This is a genomic window from Thalassotalea fonticola, assembly GCF_032911225.1.
GTDB classification, from domain to species: Bacteria; Pseudomonadota; Gammaproteobacteria; order Enterobacterales; family Alteromonadaceae; genus Thalassotalea_A; species Thalassotalea_A fonticola.
Genome location: NZ_CP136600.1, coordinates 1,728,744 through 1,747,281, shown reverse-complemented (window position 1 = coordinate 1,747,281; position 18,538 = coordinate 1,728,744). Strand labels below are relative to the sequence as shown.

The 18,538-nt window shown below is 38.0% G+C and carries 17 protein-coding genes; 12 read left to right on the top strand and 5 right to left on the bottom strand.

What is annotated here, in order from left to right:
• Positions 1 to 153 precede the first annotated feature (153 nt).
• The 9 genes from RI844_RS07075 (at position 154) to RI844_RS07035 (ending at position 8,458) form a co-directional block, all read left to right on the top strand.
• Complete coding sequence (locus RI844_RS07075; protein WP_348397741.1) at positions 154 to 1,206, top strand: EpsG family protein; 1,053 nt, start codon at positions 154 to 156, stop codon at positions 1,204 to 1,206.
• A gap of 7 nt (positions 1,207 to 1,213) precedes the next feature.
• Positions 1,214 to 2,104 carry a glycosyltransferase family 2 protein gene (locus RI844_RS07070; RefSeq protein ID WP_348397740.1) on the top strand — a complete coding sequence of 297 codons (891 nt, stop codon included), beginning with the start codon at positions 1,214 to 1,216 and terminating at the stop codon, positions 2,102 to 2,104.
• A 12-nt stretch (positions 2,105 to 2,116) separates the two neighbouring features.
• The gene (locus RI844_RS07065) at positions 2,117 to 3,244 is read left to right on the top strand and encodes a glycosyltransferase family 4 protein (RefSeq protein ID WP_348397739.1); all 1,128 of its coding nucleotides are present in this window, start codon (positions 2,117 to 2,119) and stop codon (positions 3,242 to 3,244) included.
• On the top strand, positions 3,237 to 3,860 hold the full coding sequence (locus tag RI844_RS07060) for a sugar transferase (protein ID WP_348397738.1): 624 nt from the start codon (positions 3,237 to 3,239) through the stop codon (positions 3,858 to 3,860). Before RI844_RS07065 ends, RI844_RS07060 begins: the two co-directional genes overlap by 8 nt.
• Positions 3,838 to 4,359 (top strand): acyltransferase, encoded by a 522-nt coding sequence (locus RI844_RS07055; protein ID WP_348397737.1) that lies wholly within the window; start codon positions 3,838 to 3,840, stop codon positions 4,357 to 4,359. The genes RI844_RS07060 and RI844_RS07055 overlap by 23 nt, the downstream gene beginning before the upstream one ends.
• 1 nt (position 4,360) lies before the next feature.
• Entirely contained in the window at positions 4,361 to 5,554 is a 1,194-nt protein-coding gene (locus tag RI844_RS07050; RefSeq protein WP_348397736.1) for a DegT/DnrJ/EryC1/StrS family aminotransferase, read from the top strand.
• 15 nt (positions 5,555 to 5,569) lie between these two features.
• On the top strand, positions 5,570 to 6,736 hold the full coding sequence (locus RI844_RS07045; RefSeq protein ID WP_348397735.1) for a nucleotide sugar dehydrogenase: 1,167 nt from the start codon (positions 5,570 to 5,572) through the stop codon (positions 6,734 to 6,736).
• 202 nt (positions 6,737 to 6,938) lie between these two features.
• The gene (locus RI844_RS07040; protein ID WP_348397734.1) at positions 6,939 to 7,820 is read left to right on the top strand and encodes a nuclease-related domain-containing protein; all 882 of its coding nucleotides are present in this window, start codon (positions 6,939 to 6,941) and stop codon (positions 7,818 to 7,820) included.
• Between the two features lie 74 nt (positions 7,821 to 7,894).
• Positions 7,895 to 8,458, top strand: coding sequence for an excalibur calcium-binding domain-containing protein (locus RI844_RS07035; protein WP_348397733.1), 564 nt, complete (start codon positions 7,895 to 7,897; stop codon positions 8,456 to 8,458).
• Positions 8,459 to 8,491: 33 nt separating this feature from the next.
• Here the strand turns inward: RI844_RS07035 and RI844_RS07030 are convergent, their stop codons facing one another.
• The 4 genes from RI844_RS07030 to RI844_RS07015 all read right to left on the bottom strand — a co-directional run bounded on the left by RI844_RS07030 (position 8,492) and on the right by RI844_RS07015 (position 13,497).
• Positions 8,492 to 9,352, bottom strand: coding sequence for a hypothetical protein (locus RI844_RS07030; RefSeq protein ID WP_348397732.1), 861 nt, complete (start codon positions 9,350 to 9,352; stop codon positions 8,492 to 8,494).
• A gap of 192 nt (positions 9,353 to 9,544) precedes the next feature.
• Positions 9,545 to 10,642, bottom strand: a complete 1,098-nt coding sequence (locus tag RI844_RS07025) for a lipase family protein (RefSeq protein WP_348397731.1) — start codon at positions 10,640 to 10,642, stop codon at positions 9,545 to 9,547.
• A 383-nt stretch (positions 10,643 to 11,025) separates the two neighbouring features.
• Positions 11,026 to 12,501, bottom strand: a complete 1,476-nt coding sequence (locus RI844_RS07020) for a hypothetical protein (protein ID WP_348397730.1) — start codon at positions 12,499 to 12,501, stop codon at positions 11,026 to 11,028.
• 72 nt (positions 12,502 to 12,573) lie between these two features.
• Positions 12,574 to 13,497 carry a hypothetical protein gene (locus RI844_RS07015; protein ID WP_348397729.1) on the bottom strand — a complete coding sequence of 308 codons (924 nt, stop codon included), beginning with the start codon at positions 13,495 to 13,497 and terminating at the stop codon, positions 12,574 to 12,576.
• A 282-nt stretch (positions 13,498 to 13,779) separates the two neighbouring features.
• Here RI844_RS07015 and tviB point away from each other — a divergent pair, with 282 nt between their 5' ends.
• Complete coding sequence (tviB, locus tag RI844_RS07010; RefSeq protein ID WP_348397728.1) at positions 13,780 to 15,054, top strand: Vi polysaccharide biosynthesis UDP-N-acetylglucosamine C-6 dehydrogenase TviB; 1,275 nt, start codon at positions 13,780 to 13,782, stop codon at positions 15,052 to 15,054.
• A gap of 14 nt (positions 15,055 to 15,068) precedes the next feature.
• Complete coding sequence (locus RI844_RS07005; protein ID WP_348397727.1) at positions 15,069 to 16,133, top strand: NAD-dependent epimerase/dehydratase family protein; 1,065 nt, start codon at positions 15,069 to 15,071, stop codon at positions 16,131 to 16,133.
• Positions 16,134 to 16,470: 337 nt separating this feature from the next.
• On the opposite strand, the gene RI844_RS07000 is transcribed toward RI844_RS07005, so the two are convergent.
• A complete protein-coding gene (locus tag RI844_RS07000) occupies positions 16,471 to 17,955 on the bottom strand; it encodes an ELWxxDGT repeat protein (RefSeq protein WP_348397726.1) in 1,485 nt (494 codons plus the stop codon).
• A gap of 350 nt (positions 17,956 to 18,305) precedes the next feature.
• Between RI844_RS07000 and RI844_RS06995 the strand changes: the two genes are divergently transcribed.
• Positions 18,306 to 18,521, top strand: a complete 216-nt coding sequence (locus RI844_RS06995) for a hypothetical protein (RefSeq protein WP_348397725.1) — start codon at positions 18,306 to 18,308, stop codon at positions 18,519 to 18,521.
• Positions 18,522 to 18,538: the final 17 nt, after the last annotated feature.

Genomic DNA, 18,538 nt, shown 5'->3' with positions numbered 1-18,538 from the left:
TACCGCTTTACAGTTTGTAGATTTCAAAATTATATAATTTAAAAATGAGAAGTGAATTTATGTTTGTTAAGTTGTACCATATGGATAACAATCCCTCTAAATTACTGGAAAGTAATGTATCCTGTTTGTTGCATCTATTTCTAAGGTGTTAAGATGCTTCCTTATGCAATAAATTTGTATTTATCTACAGTTTTTTTGTTAATCGCTAACAACCAAAAAAATATACAAATTAGAATTTTTTGTTATTTATTATCTGGACTTAGTTTAGTCTTTTTAATTTCAATGAGATTTTTTACTGTTGGTACTGATACTCGTAACTATGTAACCAAATTCGCAAAACAACCTGCGGATAGTTTACTAGGGGAAAATGAGGTTGGCTTTGAATTTCTAATGCTTGTTGCAAAACAGTTTAGTGAAGAATACTTTGTATTTTTATTTTTTGTTGCACTAGTTTTTGTCACATGTTGTTTAACCATCATAATTAGAAACATTAAAAGCTACGAAGTTGGTTTATTCGTTTTTATCACAATGGGGTTCTATAGTTTTATTTTCAATGGAACTAGACAAGGTTTAGCCTTATCTGTCTTTATGGTATCCTTACCTTATCTAGTTAATAGAAATTTATTCAAATATATAGTTGTTATAGTTTGTGCCTCTTTATTCCATAAGTCAGTATTAATAACTATTCCTTTATATTTTTTTACTTCAAAGTTTTGTAGTTATAAAAAAATAATTACAATATTTTTTAGTTCATTCGTACTGTTATTGCTGTTTGAACAAATAATTGTTTTCGCAACATTATTTGATGAGAAGTACTCAGGTTATAGTTTACAGCACAACTCTGGTGGCTATTATATTACAGGGTTGAACCTTCTAATTTGTTTATCTCTCATTTTCATTAAAAAATTTATTAGGTATGAAAAAGAAATATATAATCAATTTTTAACAATGTATGTAATTGGTACCGCAATATCCCTAGTTGCAGTTTTAAGTGGAACGAATGCATCTGGATTTTTAAGATTGTCACTTTATTTCAATGTAAGTTTAGTGTTTCTGGTTCCAATTGTTTTTAGAAATATCAGAACAGAACTTAACAAATTAATTTTTAGTTTTTTATTTGTTTTCTTCTTTTCAGCATACTATTTTGTGACCACTAGTACCTTTAGTAATTTAGCCCCTTATATTTTTAATCCCATTTTATTTTAGAGTCATTATGATTACCATCGGAATTCCATTTTACAACCCCGGAAAATATTTTAAAGAAAGCATTCAGTCTATACTTCTTCAGTCCTATACTGATTTTGAATTGATTTTACTTGACGACGGTTCTACAGATGATTCATTAAAAATTGCGCATTCGTTTCAAGATAAAAGAATCAAAATTGTATCTGATGGCCTGAACTTAGGTCTGCCAGCAAGATTAAATCAAATTATAGATATGGCTAGTGGCAAGTATATTGCCAGAATGGATGCTGATGATTTAGTCTCAACAGAAAGGCTAGCTAAACAGGTTGAATTTTTAGATCACAATATAGATATTGACCTTGTTTCAACTGGGATTTGTTCAATTACATATGATTCAGAAATAATTGCTTACAGGCTACCAAGCGCTGAAAAGAGTTCCAACTTGACTGTAAATGAAGGCATACTAGGAACGACTGGAATTGCACATGCTACAATCATGGCTAGACGCGATTGGTGTATAAGAAACCGTTATGATGAAAAAATAAAACTGATTGAGGATTATCAGTTATGGTTGGAAGCTAGTTTTAAAGGTGACTTGAAAGTTGGCTTTATAAAAGAAGCTTTATATTTTTATCGTGAAGAATCTAGTATTGAATATAAAAAAGTTATGCGCGCTTATAAAACTAAATTAAAAATTAATTTAGAGCGATATAAAGCAACGGCATCTAAACTCACAATCCCCAAGCTATATTTCTATTTATATTTAAAGTTGGCTATATGTTTTCTATTGAACAAGTTTGGTTTATTAAAAAAACTTATCCCTCTGAGAAATAGAGGAAACAAACAGTCTTCAAAAACTTACAGTTATATTGTTGGTGAAATAAAAAAAATTCAAAACTTTAAACATTTAAGCATATAAAAGATCATTATTATGAAAATAATTATTATTGGAGGATTACCTGATTCTTTAATTAACTTTAGGGGGGACTTGATTAAAGAATGGGTGAGAAATGGGCACGAGGTGATTGCTATGGCTGCATTTGCAGATTCAAATTTGAAACTAAATGTAGAATCTTTGGGGTGTCGCTTTAAGTCTTTCCCAATTGAACGAAATGGATTAAATCCTTTTTCTGATTTGAAAGTACTAATATCCTTATACAAAACTTTCAAATTAGAAAAACCAGATAAGATAATAGCTTATACTATCAAGCCAGTTATCTGGGGAGGAATAGCTGCCCGTTTTTATAGCGATTCTCAATTCTATGGGTTAATTACTGGTTTGGGTTTTGCTTTTCAACGTGGTGGCTTTAAACGTAATCTATTAGGTAACATTGCAACGGGTTTATATAAATTAGCTTTGAGTAAGGCTTCTTCCGTTATTTTCCAAAATCCAGATAATCAACAAGTATTTATTGATCAAAAAATAGTCCCCGCAGATCGAACTAAACGAGTTTATGGTTCAGGTGTTAATCTATCTCGTTATGAAAATATACCTTTACCAGTAGGTAGACCCGTATTTTTAACTATTGCTCGTTTGCTCGGTGAAAAAGGTTTACGTGAATTTGCTAAAGCAGCAATGAAAGTTAAATTTAAATACCCCGAAGCTAGATTTCAAATAGTTGGTCCTGAAGATCCATCTCCCGATGGTATTCCCATTAGTGAGGTAATGAAATGGCATAATTCGGACGCTGTTGAATACTTAGGTGGAACAAATGATGTACGTCCCTTTATTAATAACTGCCATATCTTTGTTTTAGCCTCTTATCATGAAGGCATGCCAAGAACAGTATTAGAGGCAATGAGTATTGGTAGACCAATACTAACTACTAATGTTGAAGGTTGTAGAGAAACTGTCACTGATGGATTTAATGGTTTTTTAGTGCCGAAACAAGATGTAAATTCTTTAGCTAATAGAATGGTCTGGTTTATTGAAAATCAAAATGAATGGAGTGATATGGCTAATCAAAGTAGAAAAATGGCTGAAGATAAATTCGACGTCAAAAAGGTTAATGAGTCGTTGTTGGAAATAATGCAGTTAAAGAGAAGTGATAATGCTTAAGCGATTATTTGATATTGTAGTTTCTGCCATAGCTCTAATTTTCTTTTCTCTCATTATTTTTATTGTTAGTCGAAAAATAGCTAAAAACCTGGGCAAACCAGTATTATTTCGTCAAAAGCGACCTGGTTTAAACGGGGATGTTTTTGAAATTATTAAATTTCGAAGTATGCGAGATGCTGTTAATAGTGGTGGTTCTGTATTACCAGACTCAGAGCGTCTAACTCCATTTGGAGAAAAGCTACGTTCATCAAGCTTAGATGAACTCCCAGGGCTTTGGAATGTATTAAAAGGCGATATGAGTTTAGTAGGACCTCGCCCACTTTTAGTTGAATATTTGCCTTTATACTCTGCTGAACAAAGGAAGCGTCATAATGTAAGACCAGGTATTACTGGTTGGGCACAGGTTAATGGACGTAATGCAATTTCTTGGGAAGATAAATTTAAATTTGATGTGTGGTATGTAGAGAACCAAAGCTTTATTCTTGATCTAAAAATACTCTTTTTAACGATAAAAAAAGTATTCTTAAAAGAAGGGATTTCCGGAATTGGTGAAGTAACTATGTACCCTTTTACGGGAAATAAAGATAAGGGTAATGATGAAAGCACAAATATATGATCTTGCAAAAATAATTAACGCACAAAATCTATTCGTTGATGATTATTCTCAAATTGATGATTTTGTTTTTTTAAATGCTGGAGAGCAAACTAAAATAGGAAAGTTTGTACATATTGCTTCATTTTGTAGCGTTATCGGAGGTGGGAAGTTTGTAATGAAGGACTTTTCTGGATTAAGTGCAGGTTGCCGGATTATAACGGGTAGTGATGATTTCCTTGGGGGGGGGCTGACAAACCCTACTGTACCTGAAAATTATACTAATGTGTCATCTTCAGAAATAATCATCGAAAAGCATGCAATTCTTGGGACTAATGTAACTGTCTTTCCTGGGGTTACAATTGGGGAAGGAGCTGCAGTTGGTGCAGGCTGTGTGGTTCGCAAAGATTTAAAACCCTGGACGGTTTATGTTGGAGAGTCATGCAAACCAATAAAGAAAAGAAGAAAAGATTTGATACAAAAATTAGAAAAAGAACTATTGACAGAAAAAGGGATAGTTTAAAGTGTTAAACACCAAATTTTCACCATGGCCTTCTTTTTTACAAGAAGAAGCCGATAAAGCATCTTCCGTTTTATTATCAAATAAAGTTAACTATTGGACTGGCCAGGAAGGGCGTGAGTTTGAGCGTGAGTTTGCTGCCTTTACTGACAGCAAAAATGCAATAGCATTATCAAATGGCACACTTGCTTTAGATTTAGCTTTGGTTGCTTTAGGTATAGGTGCTAGAAATGGTGGTTCTGATACTGATGAAGTGATTGTAACTTCTCGTACGTTCTTAGCTTCAGCAAGTGCAATTGTTACGGCTGGTGCTCGCCCTGTTTTTGCTGACGTTGATGCCAATACCCAAAATATTACAAACTATACTGTGAGTGATGTTTTAACTTCAAATACTAAAGCGATAATTGCTGTCCATTTAGCGGGTCTTCCATGTGAAATGGATGAGTTAATGGCTCTTGCTGATGAAAATGACTTATATGTTATTGAAGATTGCGCGCAAGCGCATGGCGCTAAATATAAAGGCCGCTCTGTTGGCTCTATAGGTCATGTTGGTTGTTGGTCATTCTGCCAAGATAAAATCATGACGACCGGAGGTGAAGGTGGCATGGTAACAACTAATGATGAATCTTTATGGCGAAAAATGTGGGCTTATAAAGATCATGGTAAGTCTTATGAAGCCGTTTATGAGCGAGAACATGCTCCAGGTTTTAGATGGTTACATGAATCATTTGGTACCAACTGGCGCATGACGGAAATGCAATCAGCTATTGGACGTATCCAATTAGGTAGAATGCCTGAGTGGTTTAGTTTACGTGGTAAATATGCTGACATGATCGCTGATACTTGTTCTTCGTTTGATTGTATCCGCGTTCCAAGGGTTCCTGATTATATGGAACATGCTAACTATAAATATTATGTGTTTGTTAAACCTGAATTGTTAGCCGAAGGGTGGGATAGAGATCGCATCGTTGCGGAGATAAATACTATAGGCATTCCTTGTATGCAAGGCTCATGTTCTGAAGTGTACTTAGAAAAGGCGTTTGATAATACTGGGTTTAGACCTGAGAAAAGGTTACCGGTAGCACGTGAGCTAGGAGATACTAGCCTAATGTTTTTGGTGCATCCTACTTTAACTATTGATGAAGTTGTATTAATGACAAATGCGATTTCTGAAGTGTTAGATAAAGCACAAAAATAATCAGAGACGGATTTTATGAAAATTGCTATTGCCGGTACTGGCTACGTAGGCCTTTCAAATGCTATGTTATTAGCGCAACACAATGAAGTTGTTGCTGTTGATATCATTCCTGAAAAAATTGAAATGCTTAATCGCGGTGTGCCACCTATTGTTGATGTTGAAATATCAGATTTTTTAGAAAATAAAGAGTTAAACTTTTCAGCAACATTAGATAAAAAAACTGCCTATTCAGAGGCTGACTATGTCATTATCGCGACGCCTACTGATTATGACCCTGAAACCAATTACTTTAATACAGCATCGGTTGAATCCGTGATTAAAGATGTGATGGAGATAAACCCATCCGCAGTTATGGTTATAAAATCAACTGTACCCGTTGGTTATACTCGTCGAATTCGTGAAGAATTTGGTTGTGATGGATTGATTTTTTCACCTGAGTTTTTAAGGGAAGGGAGTGCACTTTATGATAATTTACATCCTTCACGAATAATTATTGGTGAACAATCAGAACGAGCTAAAGTATTTTCTGAGTTGTTAGTTCAAGGGGCTGTTAAAGAAAACATCGAAGTATTGTTTATACGCTCTACAGAAGCTGAAGCGATTAAGTTGTTTTCTAATACTTATCTTGCTATGCGTGTCGCGTACTTTAATGAGTTAGATTCATATGCAGAAGTTCATGATTTAGATACTCGTCATATAATTGAAGGCGTAAGTTTAGACCCTCGAATTGGCTCACACTATAACAACCCATCTTTTGGTTATGGAGGGTATTGTTTGCCGAAAGATACCAAGCAACTATTAGCTAATTATCAAGATGTACCAAACAACATGATTGGTGCAATTGTTGAAGCAAATAGAACCCGCAAAGATTACATCGCCAATGCAATAATTTCTAAAAAACCTAACGTTGTTGGTATATATCGCTTAATAATGAAATCTGGATCAGATAACTTCAGAGCATCCTCTATACAGGGAATAATGAAACGCATTAAAGCTAAAGGTATTGAGGTAGTAATATATGAACCTGTAATGGAAGAAGATGAGTTTTTCAATTCTCGGGTGATCAATGACCTTGAAGAATTTAAAGCTACGTCTGATGTGATTGTTTCGAACCGTATGGATAATATTTTATCTGATGTTGCTGATAAAGTTTATACACGTGATTTGTTTGGTAGTGATTAAATAGCACCACTTAATTATTATAATAAAGCCCCCTATAGCAATTTTTATTGCTATAGGGGACTTTTTTGTTACTATTGCTTAGTTTATTGATTTGCAAAGGAATGTTGTGTTGAAAAGGACGTTTATATTTGCTCTGTTATTACCTTTTTATGTTGGCTCTGTTTGTGCTGCTACGCAGTACACTGAAGGTACCTGCCTATTGATGAAAAAGCAGCTCTTTGATTATGAAAAGCGTGTTGGCAAATCCTCATCTTTATATAAGAAAACCAAATCACAGCTTACTACTCACTGTAAGGCGCCCATTGCTTATAACCCGAAGACAAATAAAAACTCATTACTGTCATTAAAAAATGAGCCCGCCAATGGTGCGGGTAAAGCTTCTGCTGATAAGAATGTTGTGGTTGGCGTGCAACCTACACAACCGAGTGATGTGATCACAAATATATTATGGGCACCTTTCTTGACTTATTGGCCATGGGGTGTTGGTTTATTTATTTTTCTGTGTCTTGCCGGGCTCGTTAAAACGCCTAGGTTTAAAGGGTTTATAGGCGAGTGGGTAGTTAAGTGTTTTTTGAAAAGGCACTTACTTAGTGCTGACTATATTGTGCTAAATGATATTACCTTGCCACTTGATGGTGGTAAGGGCACAACACAAATCGATCATTTGGTGTTGTCTTGTTATGGCTTGTTTGTGATTGAAACCAAGCATATGACAGGCTGGATCTTTGGTGAAGAGAAAGGGCGTATATGGACTCAAGTAATTTTTGCTAACAAGGTTTCGTTTCAAAATCCTATTCGTCAAAACTATCGGCATATATGTGAATTAGCGGCTTTGCTTGGTTTGGACAAATCGATGCTGGTTTCTTTAATTGCGTTTGTCGGTGATGTTCATTTTAAAACTGATATGCCAGAGTATGTTGGTCATCCCAAACAACTACTTGCCTACATTAAATCGTTTGACGAGGAAATTTTCAGTGCTGAACAGAGGCATGATTTTGAAGCTACTATTGAACGAAATCGATTACCACGTGGCAGAAAAACCAATAAAGCACATATTAAATATTTACAAAAACACCACAGTTAACTTAGTGTAGTCGTTCACAATGAAGTAGGGGCTAAGTAACTTACTTACAGATGTTAAATAAAGGATTGATTTAAATGAACAGAGGGCAGTTAACATCTTGGCATGAAGATAAGGGCTTTGGTTTTATAAAGTGTGATGCACTTAATAAAGATGTGTTCATTCATATTTCTACCGTAAAACATATGAGCCGTTCGCCCAAAATTAGTGATTTTATTTACTTTGAGGTTGAGCAACAAAGTGATGGCAAGCTCCGTGCCTGCCATTGTCGTATCGAAGGCGTTAGAGCAAAGGAAACGACGCTTAGAGTTGCTAAAGGTGGTACTCGCTCATCGAATCGATTAACTAATTTGATTGCTGTGCTCATTATCTGTGGTATTGGTTTTAGCGTATATGAAAAGTTTCAAGCAAGCATTCCTAAACCTACAGAGGTTGTAACGGAAAAGACGGTTTATCAGCCTGTTAAAAAGCCAAGAAAAAAGTTTAGCGCGGTTTCTCATAACTTTAGCTGTGATGGCAGGCAGCATTGCAGCCAAATGAGATCACGAGCCGAGGCAGTGTATTTTGTTAGGCACTGTCCTGGGGTAAAAATGGATGGTGATCGCGATGGCATTCCTTGTGAAAATGATTCTCGTTTTTAAAGGGGGTAGAGGTCAACTTTTTTGGCCTCAGTGTTATTTTCGCTCCACTTTCACTTTCGCCCATACTTTGCTAAATCCTACTTTAATCGGCTTTCCTATTATTTTTACTGTTTGTCCAGCATTAAGGTTGCCTTTAATGGCACCAAATTTATAACCGGAAAATGAAAACTTAGGCTGCTGGTTTCTTACGTTAATGTCATTTGTTAACTTATACCTTGAGTTTTGTTTAGCACTTTGATTATTGGCAATATCAATGTTTTTAATGGTCCAGTTGTTATCGGGGAAGTGTCCCAAATAAATCCAGCCCTCAGTTACCGTCGCTTTATCTGCTATTGATACAATTTCGGTATTTAATGTGCTAAGTCTGGCTGACTGTTGCGCTATGTTTTCTTGCGCCGTGTTGATGTCTTTGAGTTGTTTGTTTAACGCTTTAGAAGCCGCTTTAAATCTCGGTTTCTGCTCTGTTTTAGCAATTTGTACTCGCATAATATTCAGCGAATCCTTTGCTTGTGTTAATTGTAATATGGCCAACTGGTTTTGTTGTTCAGCCTTTATCGCTTCCATTTTTGTCTGCTCAAGTAACAATTCTAGGCGGGCTTTAACGGCACTAAATTCTGCTTCATTTTGCCTTAAGATATAATTGGCATTGTCGGTTTCTTGCCTAAGCTTTTCTTGGGCCGGTAAAAATATTAATTCAATGTAACCCACTAAAAACGAGAATATTAATATGCCAGCCACGGCAGATTTTACAAACCAGGAACGTCGATAAAAGGGGAGTTTATTTTCGGACATGGCTTGTTCTACTTCATAGTTTAATTTTTTCGCTTCCGATTCTTCTTTTGCGGCACTGGCATTAATTTGTCTAATTTGTGCTGCTGCTAATGTATCTGTCATGATAGTTCTACGCCTCTGTGTTTTTTGTTTTGGCTATGCTGGCTAGTTTCATTCGATAAATATTGATCGAATGACTCTTGATCGGCAATAACCAATTGGGCACCGTATTGCGCCAAAAACATACAAATTTATCGGCTGAGTTGGGGTTGTATAACAACCTAACTAAATGAAATTGTTTATTGGCCATATCTGTTAAGTATCGTTGTTCACCGTAGTGGCGGTAATCTTTAAGTTTGTCGAAAAACTGATTAAATACGAAAATAACCTGGTAAGTAGTGGTATGGCACCGGTTAAATATTTTAATGATTTAAGCATAAATAACATGGTAAAGGTAAACGTTGGTCCCGGCGGGACTCTAGTTACAATATCGGCAGAATTTACAATGCGATAAATAGGATGTTTGTTTTTTAAATAAAAGCCATAGTTGGCCAGCCGTGGGCAACCATAGTTATAACATGCGCATGGTGCTTTAACCGTTAACAGGTTGGTTGCTATTGTTGCCCATGCTGCACCTAACGAGTGGCCAGTAAAATAAACGGCTAGCTCACCATGCTTTGTTCTGGTTTGGTTGATCAGGCTTTGCAACTCATCTTTAATAGACGTTTGTGTTGTGTTAGTGGCTGAGTCACTCAATTCAGTTTTTTTCGAGTATGATTTGGTGAAGCTTTTATAAAAACCTCTATGGACCAAGCGTCTTTCACTATTATTCTCCCTAGTTGTTTTCTGCGACAAGGTAACACTGCGGTTTTGCTTTAGCTCTACCGGCAATACATCGGCATTGGTGAGCCAGTCATCTATTTTCTTTTCAGAGCCCCTGAAGACAATGACTAAAAATGGCTCCTGGTTTTCTTTTAAGGTGCTTACACAACTAAACCCTTCTAATGGTCCATGATCAAAAAAGCTTATATCACTAAAATGGTTGTTTGCTAATGTGGTTTCGATAAATTCTTTACTACTTGCGACGTTATTCGCATTATTTTCATGAGTTTCGGTGTTTTGCTCACCTTCAAATTTGATATAAGCCAGAGCCGATAGTTCAGCGAGTAGGTAAGCTAACCGGTCACTGTATCCTATCCGCTTTAAGGGCAGTGCTCTTAAGTGTTTGTATTTAAAAAACTCAAACGCTGATGGGGCAGATTTTGTGGAAATGCTGGCCTTATAGCTTTTAACTATGGAAACGATTAATAACAGAAATAGCGGGGAAAAATACACTAAGTGGCGCACTTCAATTACAATTGCAAAGCTTAATATGTTGGTATTGAATAATTCTTCATTTAAAAAGCTTTCCACAATAAGTCCTTTTTTCGCAATCCATAGGTAGGTAAAAATATGGCACTGTTAAGTGATGAATAACAATGACTTAATTATTATAGTAGAAAATAACAAACTCGTTTTTCCCTATTAAGCTAAGCATTATTGTGACTTCCTTCTATCTCTTGGCCTGTACTCGCCGGTATATATGATGAATATCAGCAACAATAAATTCTTTCAATAAGTTATAGTTCAGGTTTATTGGTTGTATGAATTTTATACGAAATTTTTGCGTTATCATTTCAATCACTGCCAATTAACAGAATGATCTGTGTTATCCAATAACGTTCGTTGACCAAGGTTTAATCTGCCAGTACCTCACAATAAGTATCTGACAGATAATGTTAAAAGTAGAATTTAAATTAGTAAATTGTGTATATCGGTAAGTCAAAAACTAGCGACAAAAATATGCCATTTGTTTCATAATCTTCGGCAACTTTAATTTTGTCTTGAAAACCAAACAACACAGCAAAGGGTTTACTTTTAGAGGTATAAGAGATGAACACACTGGGTGCTAAAATATCATCAAACTTAGCACTGTAGTCATCTTGCTTTAACTCGTTAGTGATGTAATTGCCGATATCTAGCGGCATAATGTTGAGTGATAAAATACTGTCTTCAAACGAAATTGCTTTAAACTCAAAACCAATAGGGCCAAATGCTCGAAAGTTAATTTCGCGGTCTTCAAATTGTTCTTCCTTGTTGTATATTGCCGAAATGCCATAATAAGAGCTTAAAAATATAGTGCCTTTACACGGGCTGAAAAAACGGCCAGAACAAGAGCCGGTATAGGTTTTATTGACAATTTTATTATTATCAAACCCTTCAGACGCTACGCTAGGTATTTTATATCTTGCGTAATAGGCCTGCTTAGAACGTTTTTGCATATAAGCATCTTGCTCATCAATGTAGGTATCGAGTATAGCGACAACTTGGCCAGTTTTTCCTTCCTTCGACGCTTGTGCTAATGAAGAGAATAATAATGCCGCATTCTTAAATTTATTGAATCCTGGGTAGTCGTTTTCTTGCATGTTGGCAATGGTTTCTAAGGTGACAATTAACTGATGAGTTTGAATAAACAGGTTATCTGCCTCAATAAATGTTCTTTTTAGCTCTAACACGTGATTAATCAAACGCAGTACTTGCTCTTCTGTGATGTTAATAAACGTTGCTTGGTAATTTTCCGGGTAACTCTCATTAAGCTGGCGTATGTTTCGGGTGGCGTATTTGATCACTTGCGAGCTGGCAGGATTAGCTTGTATATAAGCCAAAACGTTGTTGATCAGTGCTTTTAGGTTTGCTTCATTTATGCTGACGGTAAACTTACCGTTAAAATTCTCACTTCCTACGCAAGCCGTGTCGTTAAAATTTTCAACCGTATAGGGTTTATCGCCTGCCGCAATTTTTGAACTTAACAGCCGTAAACCATGCATCAGGTTGCCTAACGCCTCTGCTTTTTGTGCTATCGTTTGCTTACTGTTGACCAAGTTATCTAAATGATAAGGAATACATTTGGTCATAATTTGTTCAAAATTATCAATGTCTACTTTAATATAATGCTGCAGTAACGGTATCAACCGTTGTGCATTACTAGATTCATAAAAGCTGTAGTTTCTTGATGTACTACTAAAAAATCGTTTGGTGTATGGGTCTTCTGTAATGTCTTCAAGCACTTCATTAATGAGAATTTTTTCTACCCTAGAGGCTTGCCATTGAGCAAACCCTTTTATTAACGATTCTTCTTCTGATGCGTTTGCTAACGCACTTAATGTCATATAGGGCATTAGCATTAGAATGAGTAATGGTTTTAGTAATTTTAATGGGGTTATTTGCTTCATGGTAACATCCTGTTTTTGTTATTTTTAACGTTCTGTAAAAGTTAAGGCGTGCAGCATTACGTGGTTGAATGATTAAAAGGTTAAAAATTCAAACGCTACGCCATAACTTTCTATGTTTTTATAATACTGGGCAAAGTCGGCACTGTAGCCTTTTCTCGTCCAAAATAGTGTTGGCATACCAAATATATTGGTTAGGGCTTCTACCTTTACCGTGCCATATTTAAACGGATGGGTTGTGCCGGTTTCCAGTATTAACGAAAATTTATAACCATTAAGCCAGGGGAGCTGAAACAAGCCGTCACCCTCAGTTTTTAGCAGTAACTTAAGGCCATTAACCATGGCACGTTGTTTTATTTTTCTATCGGCTTCCCAGTCAAAGTACTCTTCTATATCACCTTGCAGTAAACCGCCAAAATATTTTTGATAATTAACATAAATACTTAAATTCTCGTTAATTTTTTCTTTCTTGTAAGTCACCCCGAAATAGTCCCAACCACGGCTTATATAGTCATTCGCATACGAACGTTTTTCACCATCGTTTTCAAAATCGTCAGCCATGGAATTCCAACTGTTTTGCGATACAATCCGTTGCCCATTCGATTCATGGGCATATTCTAAATCGACATAACCATCGGTTAGCTCAAATCGAAAAAATATTTTGGGGTTGAAGCGTTTAGAAATAACAGGGGACGAATTTCTTTCTTCGATGTATTGACCAAACCTGCCGGTAAAGGCGAAATAAGGAAAGCAGCTTTTAATGTATTTATTTACACAAGCGCGTTTGATAAAGGAGAAATAATGATTGTTAGATTGTGACTTAATAAAGTCTTTCGCTATTGGGTACATTAACGATAGTTTGAAGTCGAGAAAAAATTCTTCGTCGTCAGAATCAAAGGTATAACCCACTAGGTTGGGTTCATAATCTTGCAGCTTTACTTGCTTTATCTCTTCTGCTGAAATCGAAAAAGAGACAAATATAATTAAAATCCATTTCATTATTATTTCACAACTATGTGCTTGCTGTAATTTAACTTATAGAAGTAAAAAACAAATTAATCAATAAATTACACTAACGATTAAGAACTTAATGTTTGCTACATTTGCGATTTGAAATGGTTTTCCCGCATTCCATTTTTAGTGCCATTTTGTCATCTAATGTTACTAAGAGTATGGCGTTAGATTACCGTCATCAGAGCAGGTTGTTTTATCTGCCGCTTTTTAGTAATTTTATGAATTACACCTATACTCAAGTTTATCAACAATAAAACTTGAAAGCACATGGACTTAACTTCAAAAAAATTGGCCATAATTGGCTTGGGCTATGTTGGCTTGCCGCTGGCGGTTGAATTTGCCAAACGTTACCCAACCGTAGGGTTTGATATTAACCAATCTCGCATTGATGAACTTAAAGATGGAATCGATAACACCCTTGAAATCACCGCCGCACAGTTAGCCACTGCTGCCCAGCTTTCCTTCACTAACCAAGTTAATGATTTAAAAAATTGTAATTTTTATATTGTTACTGTGCCTACCCCTATCGATAAACATAAACAACCCGATTTGTCGCCGTTAATTAAGGCCAGTGAGATGCTGGGCAAGGTGATGAACAAGGGCGACATGGTGGTGTTTGAATCAACCGTATATCCAGGTGCTACAGAAGAAGAGTGTATTCCGGTTATCGAGCAAGTGTCTGGGTTGGCCTTTAATCAAGACTTTTATGCCGGTTATTCACCCGAAAGAATAAACCCCGGCGATAAAGAACATACGGTTGGCAAAATATTAAAAATCACCTCGGGTTCAACGCCTGCGGCAGCCGAAGAAATCGATCAAGTTTATAACAGTATTATCACTGCCGGTACGTATAAAGCGTCGAGTATTAAAGTGGCAGAAGCGGCTAAAGTGATTGAAAATACTCAGCGTGACGTGAATATTGCCTTAATCAACGAATTAGCCATTATTTTTAATCGACTCGATATTGATACCTTAGAAGTGTTGGAAGCTGCAGGTACTAAATGGAATTTTTTACCGTTCAGGCCCGGCTTAGTTGGTGGCCATTGTATTGGTGTTGACCCATATTATTTAACCCAAAAAGCAGAAGACATTGGCTATCATCCAAAAATGATTTTGGCCGGCCGGCATTTAAATGATGGCATGGGCGAATACGTGGTGTCGCAATTAGTGAAAAACATGATGAAACAGCACGCTCACGTTGAGCATGCCAATGTACTTATTTTGGGATTAACCTTTAAAGAAAACTGCCCAGATCTGCGCAACACCAAGGTCATTGATATTGTTAATGAACTGCATGAGTATAATATGCAGGTCGATGTGTTTGATCCATGGTGTGATAAAAACGAAGCTAAAAGTTTATATAGCATTGATCTTATCGATGAGCCAAAAATAGAGCATTACGACGCCATTATTTTAACGGTTGCCCATGAGCAGTTTAAAGCGCTTAACAGCAAGCAAATAAGAGCCTGGGGCAGGCGTGGTCATTTTATTTATGACTTAAAATATATTTTGCCGAAAGCGGATGTTGATTTAAGACTGTAAAGAGTTGAACTGTTATGACTAAGTTTGCCCAAGTACAACAACAACTGACTGAACAGCCAAAAGTGTGGCTAGTCACCGGTGTGGCCGGGTTTATTGGTTCAAATTTATTAGAAGCCTTGCTTGAGTTAAATCAAACGGTTATTGGCCTGGACAACTTTGCCACCGGTTACCAACATAATTTAGATGAAGTGCAACACCAGGTTAGTCAAGAGCAGTGGCAACGGTTTACCTTTATAAACGGGGATATTACCGACTTTGCAACATGTAAAACTGCTGTACACGGGGTTGATTATGTATTGCACCAAGCCGCGTTAGGCTCTGTGCCCAGATCGATTGCAGATCCGCTCACCACCAACAGCACCAACATTTCCGGCTTTTTAAACATGCTAATGGCCAGTGCAAGCGCCAACGTAAAAAGCTTTACTTACGCGGCGTCTAGCTCTACCTATGGCGATCATCCGGCCTTACCGAAAGTAGAGCAGCATATTGGTGCGCCATTATCGCCGTATGCAGTGACTAAATATGTGAATGAGCTGTATGCGCAAGTATTTGCCCGAACTTATAATTTTAACTGCATCGGCTTACGCTATTTTAATGTGTTTGGCCAACGCCAAGATCCAAACGGAGCTTATGCCGCCGTTATTCCAAAATGGACCGATGCAATGATACACAATAACGAGGTGTTTATTTATGGTGATGGCGAAACGTCGAGAGATTTTTGTTATATCAGCAATACCATACAAATGAATATACTTGCTGCTGTTGCCCCGGATACGGCAAAAAATGAGGTGTATAATGTTGCGGTGGGGGATCGTACTAGCCTAAATGAATTGTTTAGCGCTATACAACAAGCGCTGGCGCAAAATAACGTTGAATATAACACCCCCGCGGTTTATAAAGATTTTAGAGTGGGGGATGTTCGGCATTCTCAGGCCGATATTACTAAGGCAAAAACCAAACTTGGCTATCAACCCAAGTACACTGTGTTGCAAGGCCTAGCACTGGCGATGCCTTGGTATATTGAACAAACAAGTAAACAAACAAGTAAACAAACAAGTAAACAAACAAGTAAGTGTTGAACGTTATTGCATTGCTTTACTACTTTCTCTAGTAAAGCTTATCCTCTCGCTATTTAAACTTAACAGTAATTGCCGCAATGTCTTTACGCGTCATTGCCGCGTACGCCTCTTACGTCATTGCCGCCACCTCACTCTGTCATTGCCGCCACCTCACTCTGTCATTGCCGCGAACGACTCCACGGATGGAGGAGGTAGAGCGACGCATGGATGCCAAAGCCGAGGCGGTAATCCATGCTTTTCGTTAATTGAGTGGATACCCGATACCCAAACAAGCTGGGTATGACGTAGCTGGGAGTGACTGTTTTAAGCCTTAGTCATGCTGCCACTTTACTCTAACCTAGCTACCGTTGTCATTGATCAGGTCTGCAAGATTAGTGATGGTCTCGGTTGGAGCTATGTCCTTAACAAGGGTGGTGCCTGCCTCGGTGCCATCGGATTTCCACAGTTCAACCCCATTGGTGCCATTGTTCGCGCTAAAAAACAAGGTGCCGTTGGCGTTGGTTAGGCTGTAAGGAAAACTACTGTTGCCACCCGTATATATATCTTTAACTAGGGTAGTGCCGGCCTCAGTGCCGTCGGATTTCCACAGCTCATAGCCGCTAGTGCCATTGTTGCCGACAAAAAACAAAGTGCCGTTGACTTTGGTTAGGTATACCGGGTAACTGTCGTCATTAATAGGCCCTATCGCTTTGAGCTGGGTGGTGCCGGCCGCAGTGCCATCGGATTTCCACAATTCGTATCCGCGGGTGCTGGTGTTCGCGCTAAAAAACAGGGTTCCGTTGACGTTGGTTAGATAGGCAAGTTCACTACCGCCAGCCCCTGGAACGATATCTTTAAACAGTGTAGTGCCTGCCTCGGTGCCATCGGATGTCCACAGTTCATTGCCGTTGGTCGTATTGTACGCGCTAAAAAACAAGGTGCCGTTAACGTTGGTCAGGTAGTTAGGGGCACTACTGTGATTACCCGGGTTTATATCTTTAACCAGGGTTGTGCCGGCATTGGTGCCATCAGATTTCCACAGTTCATAACCGTTGGCGTTCGTGTAAGCTTTAAAAAACAAGGTGCCGCTGATGTTGGTTAGGTTATCAGGGGCACTGCTGGCACTGCCCGAATATATATCTTTTACCAGAGTGGTGCCTGCCTCGGTGCCATCAGATGTCCACAGCTCAGCGCCGTTGGTGCCATTGTTCGCACTAAAAAATAAGGTACCGTTAACGTTGGTTAGGCTGAGCAATGCGCTACTCTTGCCACCGGTATTGATATCTTTCACTAAGGTGGTGCCTGCCTCGGTGCCATCAGATCGCCACAGTTCATAGCCGTTGGTGCCATTGTTCGCACTGAAAAACAAGGTGCCGTTGACGTTAGTTAGTTGTTGCGGGAAGCCTCCATCACCCTCAGGGTTGATATCTTTAACCAGAATTGTACCGGATTCGGTGCCATCGGATTTCCACAGCTCTCTGGCAGCCGTGTTGGTGTAAGCGGTAAAAAACAAGGTGCCGTTGACGTTGGTTAAACTACTTATTAACGCACCGTCACTACCAATGCGAATTTCTTTAACCAGAAGTGTGCCTGTCGGTGTGCCATCGGTTTTCCACAGTTCAGTACCCGATGTACTGGTGTGTGCGGTGAAAAACGTCGTGTTGCCAACCACCGTGAATTGTTGTGGGCTTGACCCTTGCGGCGAACTGAGTTGGTTTATGTCATTGACCCGTTCAGGGCTGTTTTGTGCCCAAAGCACATTTGCATGGGTGCAGGCACACAGTAATGCCAGTGTTGCCGCCTTGGCGATCCATTTTTTTAGGTTGCTTGCCTTGCAGTTCATGATGCTTCCTTGTCGTTACTGTTGCCGATTATCATTGCTGCACAGGGGGCACATTGCAAAAACAGCAGAACTGTACATTGGCTGACTAAGTTGAAAGTTCTGCATGCGGGGCGAAACATGAGCGTAATTCCTTTTGCTGTTGAGTCCACTGGGTTGTTGGTATGTATCTTGTTCGGGCAACACACAAAGCAGTGCCGAACAGGGTTTTGCGTGACATGGTTGTTTTGACTTATAAGAGGCATACCCGTCTCTCTCACAACACTGCCTCCTTGCAAGTAACCAAGGAGGAGGTTGGTTAGTTGATGAAATTCCATGTTTTAACGGGTTTACTGCCTAATGGCTTTATTTAGGTGAAATTATTAACTGGTTTTCTTATTATTGTTGTTGATGGTGATTTAATTTATGCCGTTAAAATAAATTCCCGTAAAACAACTAATCTATTTATTAGTGATAGTACAAAAACATTAAAAAATCATCTTTTAGTTGAAGATGATGCTTGTTTTTTACCGCGCGAGTTCACCTTTAAGTTTGCCTGGCTGGTTAGCCCTCCTCAATGGTACAGGTAAAAGTGACCATTAAATTG

Bases quoted from the DNA above. Each gene is read 5' to 3' on its own strand.
- RI844_RS07055 (WP_348397737.1), top strand. From the start codon at position 3,838: ATGATGAAAGCACAAATATATGATCTTGCAAAAATAATTAACGCACAA.
- RI844_RS07040 (WP_348397734.1), top strand. From the start codon at position 6,939: ATGAAAAAGCAGCTCTTTGATTATGAAAAGCGTGTTGGCAAATCCTCA.
- RI844_RS07065 (WP_348397739.1), top strand. From the start codon at position 2,117: ATGAAAATAATTATTATTGGAGGATTACCTGATTCTTTAATTAACTTT.
- tviB (WP_348397728.1), top strand. From the start codon at position 13,780: ATGGACTTAACTTCAAAAAAATTGGCCATAATTGGCTTGGGCTATGTT.
- RI844_RS07000 (WP_348397726.1), bottom strand. From the start codon at position 17,955: ATGAACTGCAAGGCAAGCAACCTAAAAAAATGGATCGCCAAGGCGGCA.
- RI844_RS07075 (WP_348397741.1), top strand. From the start codon at position 154: ATGCTTCCTTATGCAATAAATTTGTATTTATCTACAGTTTTTTTGTTA.
- RI844_RS07030 (WP_348397732.1), bottom strand. From the start codon at position 9,352: ATGACAGATACATTAGCAGCAGCACAAATTAGACAAATTAATGCCAGT.
- RI844_RS07005 (WP_348397727.1), top strand. From the start codon at position 15,069: ATGACTAAGTTTGCCCAAGTACAACAACAACTGACTGAACAGCCAAAA.
- RI844_RS07015 (WP_348397729.1), bottom strand. From the start codon at position 13,497: ATGAAATGGATTTTAATTATATTTGTCTCTTTTTCGATTTCAGCAGAA.
- RI844_RS07020 (WP_348397730.1), bottom strand. From the start codon at position 12,501: ATGAAGCAAATAACCCCATTAAAATTACTAAAACCATTACTCATTCTA.
- RI844_RS07070 (WP_348397740.1), top strand. From the start codon at position 1,214: ATGATTACCATCGGAATTCCATTTTACAACCCCGGAAAATATTTTAAA.
- RI844_RS07035 (WP_348397733.1), top strand. From the start codon at position 7,895: ATGAACAGAGGGCAGTTAACATCTTGGCATGAAGATAAGGGCTTTGGT.
- RI844_RS07060 (WP_348397738.1), top strand. From the start codon at position 3,237: ATGCTTAAGCGATTATTTGATATTGTAGTTTCTGCCATAGCTCTAATT.
- RI844_RS07045 (WP_348397735.1), top strand. From the start codon at position 5,570: ATGAAAATTGCTATTGCCGGTACTGGCTACGTAGGCCTTTCAAATGCT.